General features: G+C 61.9%; 9 protein-coding genes. All 9 read right to left on the reverse strand.

Features of this window, described 5'->3' with window-relative positions; all coding sequences use genetic code 11:
* Positions 1-1,149: 1,149 nt before the first annotated feature.
* Complete coding sequence (locus tag AC1EJZ_RS10960) at positions 1,150-2,937, reverse strand: ATP-binding protein (RefSeq protein WP_480294949.1); 1,788 nt, start codon at positions 2,935-2,937, stop codon at positions 1,150-1,152.
* A 170-nt stretch (positions 2,938-3,107) separates the two neighbouring features.
* Entirely contained in the window at positions 3,108-3,344 is a 237-nt protein-coding gene (locus tag AC1EJZ_RS10965) for a glutaredoxin domain-containing protein (protein WP_070726829.1), read from the reverse strand.
* 116 nt (positions 3,345-3,460) lie between these two features.
* Positions 3,461-7,615 carry an FtsK/SpoIIIE domain-containing protein gene (locus tag AC1EJZ_RS10970; protein ID WP_480294951.1) on the reverse strand — a complete coding sequence of 1,385 codons (4,155 nt, stop codon included), beginning with the start codon at positions 7,613-7,615 and terminating at the stop codon, positions 3,461-3,463.
* Between the two features lie 28 nt (positions 7,616-7,643).
* A complete protein-coding gene (locus AC1EJZ_RS10975) occupies positions 7,644-8,246 on the reverse strand; it encodes a nuclease-related domain-containing protein (protein WP_480294953.1) in 603 nt (200 codons plus the stop codon).
* 262 nt (positions 8,247-8,508) lie between these two features.
* On the reverse strand, positions 8,509-8,664 hold the full coding sequence (locus tag AC1EJZ_RS10980) for a hypothetical protein (RefSeq protein WP_193600015.1): 156 nt from the start codon (positions 8,662-8,664) through the stop codon (positions 8,509-8,511).
* A gap of 171 nt (positions 8,665-8,835) precedes the next feature.
* Positions 8,836-12,150: a VaFE repeat-containing surface-anchored protein gene (locus AC1EJZ_RS10985; RefSeq protein WP_480294955.1), complete on the reverse strand. Its 3,315-nt coding sequence runs from the start codon at positions 12,148-12,150 to the stop codon at positions 8,836-8,838.
* Between the two features lie 178 nt (positions 12,151-12,328).
* Positions 12,329-13,342: a hypothetical protein gene (locus AC1EJZ_RS10990; RefSeq protein WP_480294957.1), complete on the reverse strand. Its 1,014-nt coding sequence runs from the start codon at positions 13,340-13,342 to the stop codon at positions 12,329-12,331.
* A 143-nt stretch (positions 13,343-13,485) separates the two neighbouring features.
* Positions 13,486-14,832 carry a hypothetical protein gene (locus AC1EJZ_RS10995; protein ID WP_480294959.1) on the reverse strand — a complete coding sequence of 449 codons (1,347 nt, stop codon included), beginning with the start codon at positions 14,830-14,832 and terminating at the stop codon, positions 13,486-13,488.
* Positions 14,829-17,195 carry a type IV secretory system conjugative DNA transfer family protein gene (locus AC1EJZ_RS11000; RefSeq protein ID WP_480294961.1) on the reverse strand — a complete coding sequence of 789 codons (2,367 nt, stop codon included), beginning with the start codon at positions 17,193-17,195 and terminating at the stop codon, positions 14,829-14,831. The genes AC1EJZ_RS10995 and AC1EJZ_RS11000 overlap by 4 nt, the downstream gene beginning before the upstream one ends.
* Positions 17,196-17,860: the final 665 nt, after the last annotated feature.

Consider the following 17,860-nt stretch of genomic DNA (forward strand, 5'->3'; position numbering starts at 1 on the left):
CCTGTCTATATGACCCCCCCCTCTATTTTTCACGGAACTTCCGGAACTTCCGGAACTTTTGAAAAAAAAGCGCGGAATACTGCGGAAAAGTCGGGGTCGAGGTCGTATCAAACCTCCGGAACTTTACGGAACTTTACGGAACTTTTTGGCCGAAAAAGCCTTTTTCAACCCTCGCGAACCCAAAAAACGGCTCGTGCTATCATGACCGTCCGAATGATTTTCCGACTCCCGCACCCCCATCTCGGACCCCCTTCAGGCGAGCGTGCGAAGGTGCGTGTCAACGCTTCTCACCCACAACTGTGACCGCGCTCACACACATGATGACGTGACGCAGGTCACAAATGGGAGACTTGACAGGTTTTTCGAACACACCACAAGCGGTTCGTGGACGACACCCCTGACTCTTTTATCCGCCCAACGGACTATGGGGTGGTAAACGTCGCTGAGAGCCTGTTTTCACCCCCACTTTTTTACGTGACACACACCACACAACACGTAGGACGTTCGTCCCGTCACGCACTCAAAAAACAGGGCGATTGACGGGGTGGTGAGAGAGTCTGACGCACCGCCTAAATGGGGGATTTTCTTCCTAAAAAGTCGTCTCAAAGAAATTAAAAACGTGACTAAAGTAATTAAGAGGTGAAATAAAAGACTGCTACAAAGAAATTAAACGCGCCCGAAAAGAAATTAAAGATACACCGGGGGAGAGAATACACACCTCGAAAGGGCGAGACCTTGATAGGTCCTCAGCCGCGTCGCAGACATCCACATGGCCGGAAGCAATGCCGCACTGCCCGCAGGCGCAACGAAGCACAGCCCCGAATAATCCGCAAGCCACTAAACACGCGAAAGCCCCACCAGACGCGCTCAGGCCACTAAGACACGCAGAAACTGGACGCGCCAGGCGCCCTAGCTGGTTTTGATGCGCACCGGCTTACCACGGCAACTGAACGTAAGCTAAGGATGATCGAGTCGCCGCAATGAGACTGCAATCAAAAGGAATCCAGTACTCTTCGCAGACACAATCGAGCAACGCTTGTTCTGAGGAGCGCAATCAACCACCCTTTAGCGTGGTCGGTCAATTAAAGTAAGACAGGGCTTCTCGTCTATTACTGGGCACGGATAGACCCTGCTCCTTATGGGCGTGGGCTAGTTCATGTCAGCCAACATGCGAGCAGCCTCATCCAGGGAGCGCAACGGAGCATCTTCAGCGCCGCGAGCCTTCTGCTCCTGGTTGTGCGCAAACTTGACCCGATCCACTTTCGCGCGCGCCATCTGAACCGCACGATCATGATTCGCTTTCGCGGCACCCTTCAACTCATCCACATGCCCGCCAGCATCACCAAAACCACCCTCAGACGACAGGCGCGACTCAATCGGCCCATCATCTATCACATCGTCCCCCGCAAGCGTTGGGGCAAGCCTGGACACGTCACGAAGCGACGGCTCCACGTTCGGGTTGCTTTTCACGCCCATAGCTTTCAGGCGCTCCAAATAGTCGGCAGTGGACGCGAACTGGGACTTGTACACGTAGGGTGCCACACCTTCAAGGTCGGCTGCACCCACACCCTTGGCCGCGCGACCGGACGCCTGCACGTTTTCCGGCACGTTCGGAACCGACTTCTCGTCGGAAAAAATCTGTTGACGCGCCGACTGGGACGGGTTCGACCCCTGCAACACTTTGTGCCCGATCTTGGACCGCAACGACGGGGCGACACCCGTGGCCGCGTTCGTCACCTGCGTGGACAGGACAATACGTACGCCCACGAACCGTTCCTCGGCAATAATTTTCGACACGTAGCGGCCTATCGCGACCCGCTGGAGGTTTGCTTCGGCAATCTCCACGCGCAGCGGGTGGTCTTTCGGAAGGCTCGTCGGCTCCTTTTCCGTCATTGTGATCGCCGTGTACTCGTCGACAATGATGAAGATAGGGGTGAACCGCTCGTCTTCAGGCAGGTCAAGCCAGTTGACCACTCCACGGTCGGCCAGGATTTTCGCGCGCCGCTGACCCTCCTCGTAGGCCAGCGCAAGAGCGGTCACTGCGTGCCTGTCCGAATCGCAGCCCCATCCGCCGTTACGCAAATAAGGCTTCGCCCACAAAAAGTCCACGCTTTTCGCAGGGTCGTCCACCACCACGCACTCGCAGCCCGCCGCGATCTGGCTCGCCAGCAGGGCGTTGAGCGTGACCGACTTGCCGGAGCCGGGCAAGCCCGCGAGCAGCATGGCGTTCGACGCGTTCCAGTCCACCTGCGCTATTTCACCCTGGTCGGATCCAGGCTGGGGGAGTTTCATGCCGAACGGAGTGACATCCTTATTCGCCCCCAGGTGATCCATGTCGGGGGTGATGAGTGGCGGGAATGAGGGGAGCTCGGCTGGGATGATTTCTCCGGTGAGGGATTGGCCGTCAATACGCACGAACCAGCCTGGTTTGCCGCCCGGCACTTTCGTCACGGCTGCTTCCGCCAGTTTCGCGTCGTGTTTGCTGGGCGTGTAGCGGGTGGGGAGCCGGAGGAGCTGGTAGCCGCCGCCCCTACGCTTGGCAACCTCCACGTCCCAGGGTTTCACGCCGAGAGCTTCAGCTATCGCGTCGCGCGTGATGACGCATTCGCGGGGGAGTTTGGCGAGCAGGGCGCGCTTGTTGTACGGGTCGAAGCGGATCATGTGGTAGCCGGGGTACTGGTCAGCGAAGCTGGCTGCCGCACGGTCGCCTGCCGACGGGGTGGCGAACGTGTCGGGGAGTGAGGCTTGGAGGATTTTGCCGTCACTGGACACGGTGGCCACGTCCACGCCGCGCACGAAGGAGGCTTCCCCACTGTCCTGGTCGATGGATTCGAGGTGGAAGTCGCGCCCGATTTTTTCACGCACTTTTTCTTCGAAGATGCCGAGTTTTTCTTTCGGTAGTCCGCGTGGAATTTTGACGCGTTTGCGTTCGCGCATGGAGCCCCCTCGTTACTGTCTGACCCTCCTTGTGGGACGAGGAGGGTGGTCGGGGGACAACACGGGTTCGCCCGCCCATCCAGAGCACAGGTTTCTCGTTGCAGACATGGCAGCGCGCGGCGAAGACCCCGCCTTCAGGCGTGGGAAGGAATCACGGCCTGCGTGGTGGTTCAGGCGGCCAGTCGTGTCAGGCGGTCTGGCCTGTATCCACTCCAGGAGTCAGTGCCGGTGGATGTGGACACGAGGACGACGGGGGCGCTCGTGTAGCCCAGGGCTTTCACGTCGTTGATCTTGTCGGGGTTCTGGTCGAGCAGGATTTCGCGGTAGGTGACGCCGAGCTTGTCGAGCTTACGTTTCGTAGCGACGCACTGGGGGCATGAGGCGAGTGAAAAAACGGTGACAGTCATGATGAATCTTCCTTCGAAAATTGGTTGGTGTGTGGCACGTCTGTCGTGCCGGTAGTGATTCTCTGTTGCGGCTTTACCTGCGTTTGACCCGGCTTGAACGCGCGTTGACCAGCGGTTTAAGCGTCGTCAAAGTCGGCCAGCATTTCGCTTCTGGTGCGCACGTGGCGCGGTGTTTTCACCACCCGCACGCTTCTACCGTCGGCGGCTTCCATCGCGTAGTCGCGGATAGACAGGTCCATGTCGTCGCGACTGGTGGGGTGGTCGTGGTGGATGGTTATTGCGTGGGCTGTGGGGTAGCGGGTGAGGGCGCGTGTCACGATTTCGGAGATGGTGGTGCCGGGGGTGTTGCCCGCCTGGATGATGAGTTCGTCGCCGTCAAAATCGTCGAGCGTGATGGTGACGCCTGGGTACTCGGCTTGTTCGTCCCGCTGTGTTACGTTCTCGTCCGGCGTAGTGTCAGCGGTCTGACTGGTCGAGTCTGTGCCCTCCACGTCCCACTGGTCTACGCCCTCGTCTGGAGTGGTGCCGGTGGTCTGGTCGCCAGGCTCGCTTACGACTTCCACGTCCAACTCGCCTACGCCCTCGTCTGGCTCGTCGGCCTGGTTGTTCCACTCGTCCAGGCTGGTGATCTGGTCATCTGTGCCGACATCCTCCACGTTCCATGGGTCTGTCGGCTCGTCGGCCTGGTCGTCCCACTGGGCTACGTTCTCGTCCGGCGTAGTGTCACTGGACTCGCTCACGACTTCCACATCCCACTGGTCTGTCGGTTCGGTGGGGGTGGTATCAGAAGCCTGACTGTTCCACTCGTCCAGACTGGTGGCCTGGTCACTGGGCGCGTCTGCGACCTCCACATTCCATTCGTCCGACTCACCTGTCTCGGCGGCCTGGTCGGCGGCCAAGCCCAGTTCGTCCAGGCTGAACTCCACCACACCCAGGTCAGCAACCTCCGTCTCATCCACGACAGACACCATCGACGCGTCAGCCTCCACGTCACGCCCCGACACGTCCCACGCCTGCGCGGTCGGAGTACCCAAGTCGGTGAGTACGCCCGCCAAGAAGTCCTGCTCGCCGGGGTCAAACCACGCCTGGATAATCTGCCCCGCACTGTCGCTCGGCTCAAACACGCCACGACCCGGCGGCACAATATCCCCCACGTCGGGAGCAGTGTTCGCGTCACGAAGCGCACTCATCCGATCCCCATACGTCGCCTTGCCGAGCAGAATACGAGCCAGCATGGATTTCAAATCGCCCGCACCAGGAATCGTGGAGAGCATCTGGCTCGACAGTTTCTGCGTGCCCAGCACCAGAATCACGCCCGCTGACCGCGCCTCACGGGCAATACGCCCCACGAACGTGCCGATCTTCGCACGAATCGTGTTCTCAGCAACGACCTGCTGACGCTTCGCCTCCACCTCCATGTCCTCACTCGGCTTCCCCACAGGCTCCGGCGTCATGAGCGACGTGAACTCGTCAATCACCAGCAGGAACGGGGCAGGACGCTGGTCGGCAGGCAGGTCACGATACGACCCCACGCCCGCAGCAGAGTTCGCGCTTTTACGCTCCACCACCATCTGGTAGGCGCGCTCCACCACGGCCAGCGCCTCACCCAGCGTTTTCGCCTGCGCCACACAATATGGCTCAGCAAACGCAAAATCCGCGCACCCTTTCGACGGGTCCACCACAGCCACCTCGTAGCCGTCCGCCAGCGCGCCCACAATCATCGGCTGCATCGCCACAGACTTGCCGCCACCAGTCGTGCCCGCCACCAGAATGTGGGGTGACGACTTCGGATACCACACGACAGGTGTCCCCTCCACGCCGGTCGCGAACGCTATCCCACCCTTCCCTTCGCGGGCGAGGGCGCGGATCGTGTCCACGTCGTAGCCCGCAGGGAACGGGATCGGGTCGGTTTCAGCCACCATCATGTGGATCCTGTCCGCCCGACCAGTCCGGCTCGGCATGATGAACGCGTTCCCCGTTGACACTTTCAGCTTCTCAACAGCGCCTTTCACCTTGTCGAACGACACGCCCGGCGGAATATCGAACTCGATGGAAAGCACTTTCGGGTTTTTCTCCAGCGGGGCAACGCTTTCCAGGCGGGGCAGTGCGCCACCCACACCTATCACCTTCACGTCCGCCCACGCGCCCTCCCAGTCCAGTCGGGTCACCAGTTCCAGGGCCCGCTCGCCCACAATGTGCGCCTGGGAGGGGGTGATGCCGCACGCGAACACGCACTGGGAGCGTTCGTCCACGTCAATCCGCATCCAGTCCGCACCCACGTAGGACGCGATCTTGGAGGCTTTGGCTCGCACGTCCTCGATCGGAGTGCCCTGAAGGTCAATGGTGACCAGCCACACGCGTCCAGGGCAGCGTCCGGCAGGTCTACGTTGCCCGCCCAGGCGGTCCTGCATGATCCACGGGTTACGCTCCCCGTCATCCCACGCGCACGGCAAGGCTTTCGCGCCGCAAAAATGGGGGCGGTCGAACCTGAGTTTCATGAACGCGTACTCGAACAGGGCGCGGATCACCCACTGGCTGGCAACCGACTCGGGGTGAATGAGCCCCACGCGGCTGGGCACTGGTCTGGATGCCCACACGAGGTTGAACGCGGCGATCAGGCGGTTGCGGAACTGGGGGCGCGCCGACGATTCACCCGCGCAATACTCACTGACAGCTACAAACTGGGGCACACCGTCCAGGGTGGTCGCAATGTTGGCGACAGGGACCGTGAAAAACCCGTCAGCGGACAGTCCGGCGCCCACACTGAACGGCTGGCACGTCACGTCAATACCGCCCAGCGTGGCGTGTTGCGTGTAGCGGAGCATGGCGGCAGGCATGGTGGAGGGTGCTTTGTCCACGCTGATCCACCGGCTCACCCAGTCGCGCAAGGTTGGCAGGGAGTTCGCGTAGTCCCCGACTGTGGGCCACCCGCCGGGCGCGGGAATATTCTCGTCCCACTGCGCGTCACTGATCTCGCCGACGATGAACGCCTGCTGGTAGTGGTCACCGAGGGCGGGAGTGTTCATGATGCTGGCGATTTGCGCGGAGATTGCCAGGGGTGCCTGATCCCACGGCGGCGTGTAGTCCGTGTCGTACCATGTCACCATCCACACGGCAGGGCCGCCGGTTGTGAGCTTGGTGAGCCTGCACATGGGTGGGTGGAAATTGTAGGCGGCAGCGTATTCTCCGAGCGCGCTTTCCACCAGGGCTCGCGCACCGTCTTCGCTCAGGTCGTCACTCGTGATGGGTGGGGCGTCTGCTGGAACTTGGATGATGCGGAACCTGGACGGGTTGTTGTGCGGGCCTTCCACTTCCTGGCCGTTCGCGTCGATAGCGTAGGTGGGGCAGATGGCGAACCGGCCACCACCGGCCACAGCGTCCATCACGGTTGGCGCGATGGGGGCGAGTTGGGAGCGAAACTGGGCGGAGAAAAACTGGCTGACGCTTTCGGTCGTGTCGAACGTGTCCACCGTGATGCCGTCCACCGTGGTGCGGTCGGTGAGCGTGGGTGGGGTGTTGACTTTCAGTTGCCGCCACATGTCGGCGTAGCGGGTTGCGGCCTGAAGACTGTCATGCCAGTGGGCGACGGGCTTCCACCTGGAGGTGAGGATGGCCCCGCCGGACGCGCCTGCCAGTACGCCGCCCACGACGGCAAGAACCACCGGAATAATGGGGTGCCACGCGTTGAAGTAGAACAGGTCAGTGTCCCATGTGAGCCAGGCTCCAGCCCCGCCCGCAAGTGCGCCCACGACGGCGGCACTCATGCTGAGCGTGCCGGTAGCGTGCGAGACGAGCGTGCCCGTGTAGACGAACAGGGGGTTGCGTCCTGTGCGCAGTGTCGCGTCAATGCCGGTGAGCGTGAGAATGGTGAACAGTGCGCCGACCAGTCGCGCCCACCATGGGGTGTCTGCGACGGACGGGGTGGCGAGTATGAGGAGCGTGAGTCCGAGAATGCTGAATGTGGACAGGCGTAGTGGGGTGAGGGGTGTGAGTCCTGCGCCGCACACGTTACGTGCGAGTGTTTTCCACATGGCGTGTTGGGTGAGGAGTTTTTCTTCATGCTGCCCCATGGGTGTTGGCCGCCCTTGGTAGTCTTTGCGTCCCGTGAGCCTGGGTGGGCGTGACATGGCGGACGTGAGGGCGAGACCGGCCCACGCGACGATAGCTCCCGGAGCGCCGACGAGGACGATCGCAATAATGGAGGCGAGCACCGTGATGGTGGCGAGTGCGGGTGGTGGGAGCGGGTCGGGTTGAGTGTTTCTGGCAGGCATGAGCGTTGTTCCGTGTTGGGAGTGTGGATTACTGGCGGGCGTGGTCGGGTTGCGCGACCCACGTGGACAGGGCTGCAACAATGTTGGGGTCGGCTGGGCGCATTCCGACACGGCGCTTAATGACGGTCATGAACGTGTTGGAGTTGGCGACGGTGGCCCCTTTGTGACGCAGCCACATCACGTTTGCCTGGCGTTTACCGTTTGATGACCATACGGCGATGACTGGCCGCATGATGCGCGCGTTGGAGGGGCACATGCGGGCAAGCTGCTCGTTGAGGAAAGCGGTGGGTGCCGCATCTGCGGGTTCGAAGCGCTGCGAGCCACGGTAGGTGTGCCCGAAGATTGTCCAGTAGGTGGCGGGCTTCCACGCTTTCGAGTCGATCATGAGCACTTTTGTGCCGGAGACGACGACGTGGTCAATGTTGGCGTTGGAGCCTGGGATGTGCAGGTCGTGGAGGACGGTGGGTCCGCCTTCGCACAGTGCCCATTGGTTGAGTTTTTCGCCGGTTTTGACTTCCGCGTCGTGGCCTGCTTTGACGACGTGCTGGTTTTTTGCCCATGTGGCGGTTTCGTTGAGAGATCCGCCGGGCGTGCCGATAATGCGGCCCCGCTGGAGTGTGCTGCGTTTCATGACCCTTCTTGTGGGACGGGTCGGGGCTTCACGCGCCAACGGGGCGAGCTGGTGGGCTGGTTGAGGGTGCTCAGGGTGGGCGCGAGGTTGTAGTGCGCGGCTTTCCAGCCCACTCAACCAACAGGTGGGCTAAGACCTCCTTGGCAGCTGGTGGGGCGGGTTGCGGTGGGTGCTCAAGGTGCGCTTGAGGTCGAAGTGCGCGGCTTTTCAGCCCGCTCAGCCGACAGGTGGGCCGAGCACTCCATGCCAGTTAGCTACTGGGCTAAATCAGGCTGATGACGGCCATGATGATGAACAGGATGGCAACGACGGCGATGATGGCTGCGACACCCCACGAGACGCCCGGCCTGGACAGCGAGGAGGCAATCTCCTCACGCTGCTCACGCGTACTGTCATCGAACTTGTCCCACACTGCCATGACATACCTTTCTGCTTTGCGATGGGGGTGCCGTGGGACTGCCCAGGAGCCAAACAGTCCCACGGCCTGGCCGCTATTTGCGGCGACGGACTGCACCAGCGCCGACACCCACAGCGGCGAGCAGTCCAACTAGCGAGACGGGTACGGCACCACCCGTCTTCGCCAGGCGTGTCAGGCCATGCGGCGACGTGTCGCAGCCAAACCAAGGCCGCACACGCCCAGCAGGATCATCACGGTCAGCGGGACTCCAGCGCCCGTGCGTGCCAGGTTGCCGCCAGCACCACGACCACCATCACCCTTCGCGGACACGACAGTCGTCTCGGACGGCTCGCCACACGCACCCTTGTGAACAACTGTGCCCGAAGCGTCGGTCACGGTCTCCACCCAGTAGTACGTGCCAGGCTCAGTGAACGTGGTGTCAGCCGACGTGTACTCGCCAGGACCCTCAACCGTGCCGAACGTCGTGGTGAACACGCGGTTCGACGCTTCACACACCTTCGCGCCGCCAGCCGGAGCCTTGAACGCTTCAAACGTCAACGTCAACGGTCCGGGCAATTCACCCTCAACGAGTGCAGTGTCGTGGGCCTTGCCACCGGCCTCAATCTTGCTGACAGCCTTCGTGGACACGCGCGGGGCGTACACTGTCTGATCCTTATCATTCAGGTCGGCGTGAACAATGATCTCGCGACCTTCCTGGCTGACAGTCTCAAACGCGACAACCGTCTTGGTGGCGAGCAGTTTCGCATCCACCTCGAACAGGACATCCACAGTGCCGTCAGGCTCGTCAGGTGTCACGGTCGCGGTCGACGTGACGGGGGTTTCACCGTTCATGATCGGCTCGCCGGTCGCCTTGTCCATCAGCGTGCCGGTCACCGTGTACTCCTTACCCACTTCAAGGCCGGTAAACGCCACAGTGTCCTTCACGGTCACAGTGCCGGTGGGGGCGAGAATCTTGTCCCCATCCGCATTGTCGGTGGCGCTCGTGCGCGCGTCGGGGAAGCGGACCGTCTGTCCACCGTCGTTAATATCCTCGTGCGTGGCCACAGTCGTCTCACCCAGCGTGAGTTTTTCGAACGCAACCAGTGTCATGCCGCGAAGGTCTGACGGGCCCTCAATCGTGAACTCCACGTCAACCGTCCCATCCTGCTGGGTGGGGGTGAACGTGGTGTGAGCCTCAAGACCGTCCACCGGCTTTCCGGTCGCCTTGTCCATCAGGACACCACTCATCGTGTATTCCACGCCGGGCTTCAGGCTCTTGTAGGACACGGTGTCACGCAGGACAACGTTCTCGTCGCCTTGCGCAACCATGTGGGACAGGCCGTTAGTTTCCACCAGGCTTGTTCCGATCTCGGGGAAGTACACGGTTTGTGCGTCGTCATGCAGGTCAGCGTGGGACGCGACCTTCACTCCGTCACGGTACAGGTCCTCAAACACGACGGTTGTCGTGCCGGACAGTGCGGCGGAGTCCGCGATCTCGTAGACGAGTTCAACGGTGCCGTCCGACTTGGGGGCGACGAACGTGGTCTGAGCAGTGACCTGTTCGCCGTCAATGACGATCGGCTCACCTGTTGCCTGGTTCATCAACGTGCCCCGAATCGTGTACGACTGTCCGACGTTGAGCTTGTGGTACTCCACGGTGTCGGTGATGGTGACGGGGCCTCCTGCCTGGGCAACCTGATCGGTGCCGGGGGTGACGGACGCTTCAGTGCCGATTTCTTCCAGTCCGAACGGGATGGACTCGTTCGTGTCAGTCACTGCCGACGTGAACGGTGCCACACGGTCATCACCGGGGAAGGATGAGACGAACACGTAGGTTCCTGCCACAGGGTTCCCGTTCTCGTCCATCTTGGCTTTGAACGTCATGTCTGCCACGTCGTTGACGTGACCGTTACGCAGCGGGATTTCCACGCTTCCCAGCACTTCGGCCTGGCTCTTGTTGTCTTCGGTGGGTTCGACACCCTTGGGGAAGAACAGCATGGAGTGGGTCATGTTCGCAACGTCGGCTTTGAATCCGGCTGTCGCGTCGAACTGGCCGTGGTCGGATGGCAGGTTGCTGATCCACAGGTCGTCCTCGAAGTACATGTTCGAGTGCGTTTTCTTCACGTTGATCGTGGACTCGACCACGCCTGGCCAGCGGATGGACTGGGTTTCGTTCGCGATACCGAACTTATCGGACCAGTCTGCCTTCACGTACTTAGCGAATTCACCCTGGTTGGCTTTGACAACTTTCCACACCCAGGTGACGAATCCGGGGTCGGACTTCTTGTCGAGTGTGACGGAGTATTCGCCCGGACCCTTGTCGGCTGTGAACGTCGCGGTGCCGAGGACTTGCGCACCTTCAGGGACGGTGGCGGTTTCGGCTGTGGGGCGTTCGCCGAGATAGTAAGCGGTGCCTTCGAAGGTGACGGGCACATAGGTGCCGTCGATCTGGACCCATTTGCCGTCTCCGTAGGTGGGGTCTGCCATGACGGTGACCTTGTCGGAGATGGTGCCGTCGTCACCGACTTTGGGGTCGGCCACGGTGGTGGCTTGGGGCTGGAAGTCGAAGATGACTTTGAAGGGCGGCACAGGCTTGTTAATTTCTTCAGGGTCACTGGGGAACTTGGGTGGGTAGGTCACAGTGTCTTGGATTTGGCCGCTGACATGCACCTTGTTCAGAGAGTAAAGCGGAACACGGCTGTAAGAGAAAATGCCAGTAACTGTTCCGTTTCCGGTGGAGCGCCACTCCAGGCTGATCGGCCTGTTGCCAGTCTTGCCGGTCCACACGTTCGTGCCGGTGGACGTGAAGACAGCCGGGCCGGACAGCGTGACTTTCGCGTCCGCACCGGCGATCCAGTTGCCCTTATGGTCAATCGCGCCGATGTTGTGGATAGCGCCCTGACGATCACCCTCACCGGTCACTGTTGCGTCTTTCGCGTTGAAGCCGCCGGAGTTGCGAGCCTCTTGTGCCATTGCCTGGGCAAGTGAGAGAACTCCGGGTTGAGCGTTCTTCACGTCGTTATACATGGCGCGAACATCACTGGCAGCGTTGTGGCCCGCGTGATCCTGCTCGAAGTTCTGGTGAATCAGGAATGACAGTGCGGCACCGCGTTCTTTTGTCAGATTGTTCTGGTACTTGTCCAGCAGCCAAGCTGCCTGAGAGTTCGAGACTTTCAGGTCAGCAGGCGCGAACGAGCGTGTTCCGCTTATCTTCGATAGCGTAGCGTTCTGGCCTGGTTGAGGGTTGTACTTCCACATCTGGACGCACCAGACGTTTTCTCCAGGCACGCCATTAGGGGAGTCGTAGGGGCCGAACCAGAATCCCCCTCCTCCAAAATCGTTTGCCCCCACGCTGGTGGGGATCCTCATTCCCTTGTCGAGCTGGTAGCCCGCAAGGGACGGCTTTTGCGCAAGGACTACTCCTGCGAAAGCTAACGTGAAGGCAACACATACTGCCATCACGTGACGCAGGGGTGTCGTCAGGCGTTCACCAAGCCTTGACTGCATCGTGGTACTCCTTCATCTAGCTAGAGTGGCGGAAGCGTCAAACCCCCGTCACTTATCGCTAATGCGACAAACATGAAGCCCACGCCGCGCTGTGTGAGTCGAGTAACACAAAAGGGGCCTGCCAGCATTCCAGCCAGCAGACCCCACAAGGCCACGTTATGCGGGACGGGCAGTCGAGTCAGCAGTATCCGCCGGTCGCATTGCCGTGCGTATCGAATTCCCCGCAAATCCGGGTATCGCCCGAGTATTCCCACTCCCACGTGTATTCGTCTCCGCCGCCGTTGTCGCCACCGCTGGGGGCAGGAGCACTCGGCGCTGGTGCAGGCGCAGAGTAGTCCGGCTCCACGTAGCCGCCGCCTGACGTGTAGTCAGGCTCCGAATACGTCGGCTCCACGTAACCGCCAGCAGGTTCACTGGCGGCAGCCTTGGCTTCCTCGGCCTTCTTCCACGCGGCGTGAGAATCCGACACCTTCTGGGCAGCAGCCTTCACCTGGTCGGTCGCCTCAGTCAGCTTCGCGCTCATCTCGTCGAACGGGTCAGCCGTCTCGCCACTGAGAGCGTCAGCTTGACCGATCAGGGCTGTCGCCTCGTCCACAGTCTTTTGAGCCGTGGTGCGTGTCGCGTCGTCACTCACTTTGCCGGTCGTGTCGGACAGAACCTTGATTGCCTTGTCCACTTCCGCCTTGAGAGTATCGCGCGCAGCCACCATCAGGTCTTTCGAATGGGAAGTCATCGCGGAGCGAACCTGAGTGCTGGCAGTGTCAATTTTCTGGGCGGCACTGGTGAACACTCCAGCCGAATCGTTCAGTGACTGCGCACCATCACGCATGTCGCTCGTGGTGCCCGACTGGGCGGCAGGCATGGTCAGAGCGTTCGCCTCGTCCAGTGCAGCGCGAAGGTCAGCCCGGCTCGAATCATCGTCACCCACCTTGCCCTCCGAGTCGGCATACAGCTGTTCGCCTCCACTGATCGCGTCCGTCAGGGACGTGTATGCGCCAGTGGCAGCAGACTGCGCCGCGTCAAACTCGCTGCGCGCCGCACTTGCCGCGTGAGAGCGGTAGGCGCTCACGCCAATAATCGCCACTACCAGTGCGACGACAACCGCGACGCACACCGCCACGACCATAGCCTTGCGGTTCTTCACAAGCCGCGCAAACACGCCGTTTTCTTGAACTCCACCACTCGTACTCATTGCCCTCACGTGACCTTTCTTTTACCCGAGTAAGTTTTGGATTCACCCGAGTTGTGGGACGAGAACACTCCACATGACACACTATCAAGCATGGAAGCACACGGAACGCGAAACGCTCCGACACGGCACTGCACCGGCAGGCTTTACATCCCGGCCTCCACGCGGGCAGCCTCAACGAACCCGCCCAGGCGAGGCGGTAGCTCCACCACGTGACCGTCCGGGTTCACACCAAAACCCAACCGGCGACCAGAACGCGACTGGGGTGGCACCGCATCTATACGCAACCCCAATGAGTCGAGCGCCCTGCCGTTCACATCCACACTCAAGCGACGCATCCACCACGGTGTGCCCGCGCACAATGCCAGATTCTCCACCGCGAATGTCAGATCACGATTTTTGCTGGAAGGCACGTCCCACACGTCGAGCAATTCCACACTGCGGCCAGCAGCACTGCGAGCTGTCAACACGCCCAATGCGTCCGTATTCACCCGCTCAAATTCGGGAAACCAGTCACGCCACGACGCCACAAACATCCGCTCCGCCACCCTGTTCGACGGGCCACCCGGATGCAGGCGAGCCGCCCGCGCCACACTCCGACGCACCCGCCCCTCAAGAGCCGGACCCGACGACACGCCAGCCTCCACAAACACCACCACCAAGCCAGAACGGTCAAACGGGGAGGATGCCAGTGTGCGCGCCCACCGAGCTGTCTTCGCATCTAGGTTCGGAGTCGCACTCGCCGTCAACTCCACAGCCACCCGCACCCCATCACGCCTGACCAACACAGCGTCCGCACACGACGACGACCTGGCGCACCACGACGGTCGGCCCATCCCCACACTGTCAAACGCCAACACCGGCACGCTCGCCACACGCTCACCAGCCACCCCACCCACGTCACATATTTGCGCCACCCGCAACGCCAACTCCGCCATCAACACGTTATGACGATCCCCATTCGGACCACCCACCACCGGCAACCCGCCCGACGCGCACCACCGCTCCGCCAACGACAACTCCGAGACAAAACGACGCACATCCTTCGACCGCCCGATCTTCACCAGGCACGGCCCCTTATTACGCGAGGAGTTAAACCACGCCACCACCGGGAACCCCACGTCCAGCACGCCCAACGCGAACAGGCAGCGCACCAGCTTCGACGGGTACGACGCACCCCTCGTCGACGTGCCCGCCTGACTCTTTCCCACAAACGCCGACACCTGCTGCGCCGTCAACGTGTGCCACTGCGCCACCGCCCCGACAATCAAAGCGGCCTCACTCATGCGTGAACGCACATACCGCCACGCCTCCTCCTCACCAATCATCCACATGTCCGGCACATACGTCGAACGCCACGACTGCACGCTCGTCACACGCCTGTCCGCCCACGACGCGAACGCGCCCTGGCCAAACACGCCGTTATAAAACAAGTCCTGCCGCTGCGCCAACCCAAACGTGAGTGGAGGCACCTGGCTGAAAGGCGTACTCACAACACCCACCCCTGCCGGGAAGCAAACGCCCCCCTGTCCGACTCAAAATCAGAAAGCCGCACCGTAAACGGAGGCAACGTCTCCCCACGCACACTCGTCTTCACCACCGCCGTGAAACGCGGCAAGTTCGCCACATCCTCCGCATACCACGACTGGCCGCGAAGCGAGAGCAACTCCGCGAGCGCGCCCGCAATCTGAGGGTTTTCCTGACGCAACACCACCAGCGTGCCGAACCCCAACGCAGCCTGACGCACCCCCGCCTCCAGCTGTTCCGGATACTGCGTCGCAAAAAACAGGCGCACCCCAAACGCGCGACCCTGATTACGCAGCCACTCAATCACCTGAGGACTCGACCCCTGAAGCAGTTTCAACTCATCGCACATCACCGACACGTACCGGTCCTGATCCTTCCACCCCACACACCGGCGCTCCACACACGCGCGCAACAAAAACAACGCCATCGCACTTAACGCGCTCACCACCGTGGTCGGCATCCCGCTCGCACCACAATTGATGACCACCGTGCGCTCGTGATACAACACCATGTCGAACGTGACACGCCGCCGCCCCGGATCCCACCACGACCCCGCACCCAGCAGAGCGTCCACCTTGTTACGCGGAGCCTCACACAAATTCCGCCGCGCACTCGGCGTCACCGAATCGTACAGGGGGGCAAGCCCACTGCCCGCATCCACCAGGTCAGGCCACGCGCCCTCGCGGGCAGCCGCGTCACGCACAAACCCCGCCACGAGTTGACCCGCATCATCCCCACGCCCGCCCAGCAGAATGTGTGCCCACTGCATGAACGACAAGCGACCCAGGTCAGCCACCCCGGCAGTGGAGGCGCCCACACGATCCGCGCCACGCCACCCATCCTCCTGCATGTCCTGAAGAACAAACGCCGCACACATCACCGCCCGCAACGTCTCCTCACTACGCTCACGAATCGCATCATCGGCGAACCCATGCTTCATCGCATCCGTAAACCGGCGCGCCCGATCCACAGCAGACCCAGACCCCACCATGTCCAACGCGAGAGACGACGCATCCCCCACATCAATCACATCCACCACGCCCGACACGCCCACCTGGCGCCCCAACGTGTCACACCAATTCCGGTACGCAGCCACCCCATCACCCTTCGACTCGAACACGATGATCGGATGATGCACCCCCGTAAAATGCCTCCCCACACTCACGCCACCACGCCGCGCTTTCTGACGCGTCAACTTGTCCAACACGGCGAACGCAAACTGCGCGAGCAAAGCGAACGTCTTACCCGAACCAGCCTCACCAACAGCGAAAAAACCCTGCCAGAGGCCCTGCGCGTCCACATGCGCACTCTCACCACGCGACCCCACGCCAATGAGCGGGCCAATGGATGCGTCCTGGCACGCGGCAGGAACCGGCCTGGACCTGGAGCGTGACGCGCCCGACAGGCCCTCAGCCTGCGGGGCAACCAGTGGGACAATCGTGTGCTGGCCCACCATGAACGACCCGCGCGCCAACGGGTAGCCGCCCGCAGACTCTTTCCCCTCGTCGCGACGCGGCCTCGACGGGGGCACACACCTCTTCGGCGGTGCAGCCGACACTTCGCGCACCAGCTTGGCGGTCGACCAGCCCACATTCACCCTGGCGCGCCACGCCATCCACGCGCACACCACACCCCACACGAACAGTGGAACAAGCAGCCACCACGACCACAACCAGGCGGCACACGCCAACACGACGCCACCCGCCACGCCCGCCACAATCGGGGCGACAGGAGAATCCACCCGTGCACGCACATCCACATCGAACCCAGGCATCACCGAGCGCACAAGTTCGACCAACTGTGCCGCATCATGACGATCCTGCGCACCCACATCCACGCTCGCCACCACCGCGCCCGCAGACGTCGAATGGTGCTGCGGGACAGCCGACCCCAACCGGGCAGCCACCCACCGCTTCACGTGACGCGCCTCCCCACCAGTAGGCTTACGGAACCGCACCACAATCATCGACCCGACCGGCATCTGGGACGCCAACGCGCCCACCGCCACGTCCACGCTCACACCCACCTGTGAACTCGACTGGCCCACACCGCCCCGGCGCGCAACCATCCGCCCCGACACCGGCATGTCGGCAGGCACGTCCACAAAATCGCACTCCTCACACTCCGCGCCCACCACGGACGCCACCTGCTGAGCCAGGCTCGCATAGTCGGACGAAACAAACTGCATCAGCCCCGTCTCATCACGCGTCACAACCAGGGCGGACACGTCACCCCTGCCCATCGCGGCGGAAATGGAACGCGCCGCCAACACGAAATCGCTTCCCTCCAGGTGCGCCTTGCCTGATCGGACCACGCGCCAAATGTTCATCGCACTCTCCTCTCACCTACGGGTAATGCGACAACCCCAAACCACAAATACACCCCAAAAAACAGGCAAAAACAAAGTAAAGCCGCGCGCCCCCATTTGCCCCCACCCAGTCACCATCACGCCTGGCGCGACGCCTAGAGTGGTCCAGGTGGTGGGGCGAGCCGGGTTTGTGTGTGATGGTTGCGGCTCGCTTGGTGGTTCGCTTTGCGACCTGGATGGTTTGGGCTTGAGTGTTCAGCACGGCGAGCAGGACTGTTCGGCCTGCGTTCACCCCTACGCAGGACGGTTGAGGTTTCATGCAGTATCACGAGCAGGACTAGCCGCCCTGCATGACCCGCACGAAACAGTCCGGCCTGGTTCAGGTTCCAATTCACGCACGACTCTCAGCAACCACACTGAACATTCACAACGCGACCGGTAAGGCACAGGCTCCAGGGGGCGACACGGCATACGCGGCTCGTAGGGTGCAGGCGTGCAGGGGCGCACAATTTTACTCGGTGCAGGCCCCGGTGGCGGGACGCCCAACGTGACGCGCGCGAAGCGTAGCCGACCCGCGCTACGCGCGGCCCCACTAGAAGAAGCCAACACGCCCCCACGAAGAAACAGGCACGCCCAGCCGCGCCCGAGCGGAGCCCACCGACAGGTGGGCGACGCGCCCCAAGCAC

This window comes from Pauljensenia sp. C0170B5 (assembly GCF_056590195.1).

Bases quoted from the DNA above. Each gene is read 5' to 3' on its own strand.
- AC1EJZ_RS11000 (WP_480294961.1), bottom strand. From the start codon at position 17,195: ATGAACATTTGGCGCGTGGTCCGATCAGGCAAGGCGCACCTGGAGGGA.
- AC1EJZ_RS10960 (WP_480294949.1), bottom strand. From the start codon at position 2,937: ATGCGCGAACGCAAACGCGTCAAAATTCCACGCGGACTACCGAAAGAA.
- AC1EJZ_RS10970 (WP_480294951.1), bottom strand. From the start codon at position 7,615: ATGCCTGCCAGAAACACTCAACCCGACCCGCTCCCACCACCCGCACTC.
- AC1EJZ_RS10975 (WP_480294953.1), bottom strand. From the start codon at position 8,246: ATGAAACGCAGCACACTCCAGCGGGGCCGCATTATCGGCACGCCCGGC.
- AC1EJZ_RS10980 (WP_193600015.1), bottom strand. From the start codon at position 8,664: ATGGCAGTGTGGGACAAGTTCGATGACAGTACGCGTGAGCAGCGTGAG.
- AC1EJZ_RS10985 (WP_480294955.1), bottom strand. From the start codon at position 12,150: ATGCAGTCAAGGCTTGGTGAACGCCTGACGACACCCCTGCGTCACGTG.
- AC1EJZ_RS10990 (WP_480294957.1), bottom strand. From the start codon at position 13,342: ATGAGTACGAGTGGTGGAGTTCAAGAAAACGGCGTGTTTGCGCGGCTT.
- AC1EJZ_RS10965 (WP_070726829.1), bottom strand. From the start codon at position 3,344: ATGACTGTCACCGTTTTTTCACTCGCCTCATGCCCCCAGTGCGTCGCT.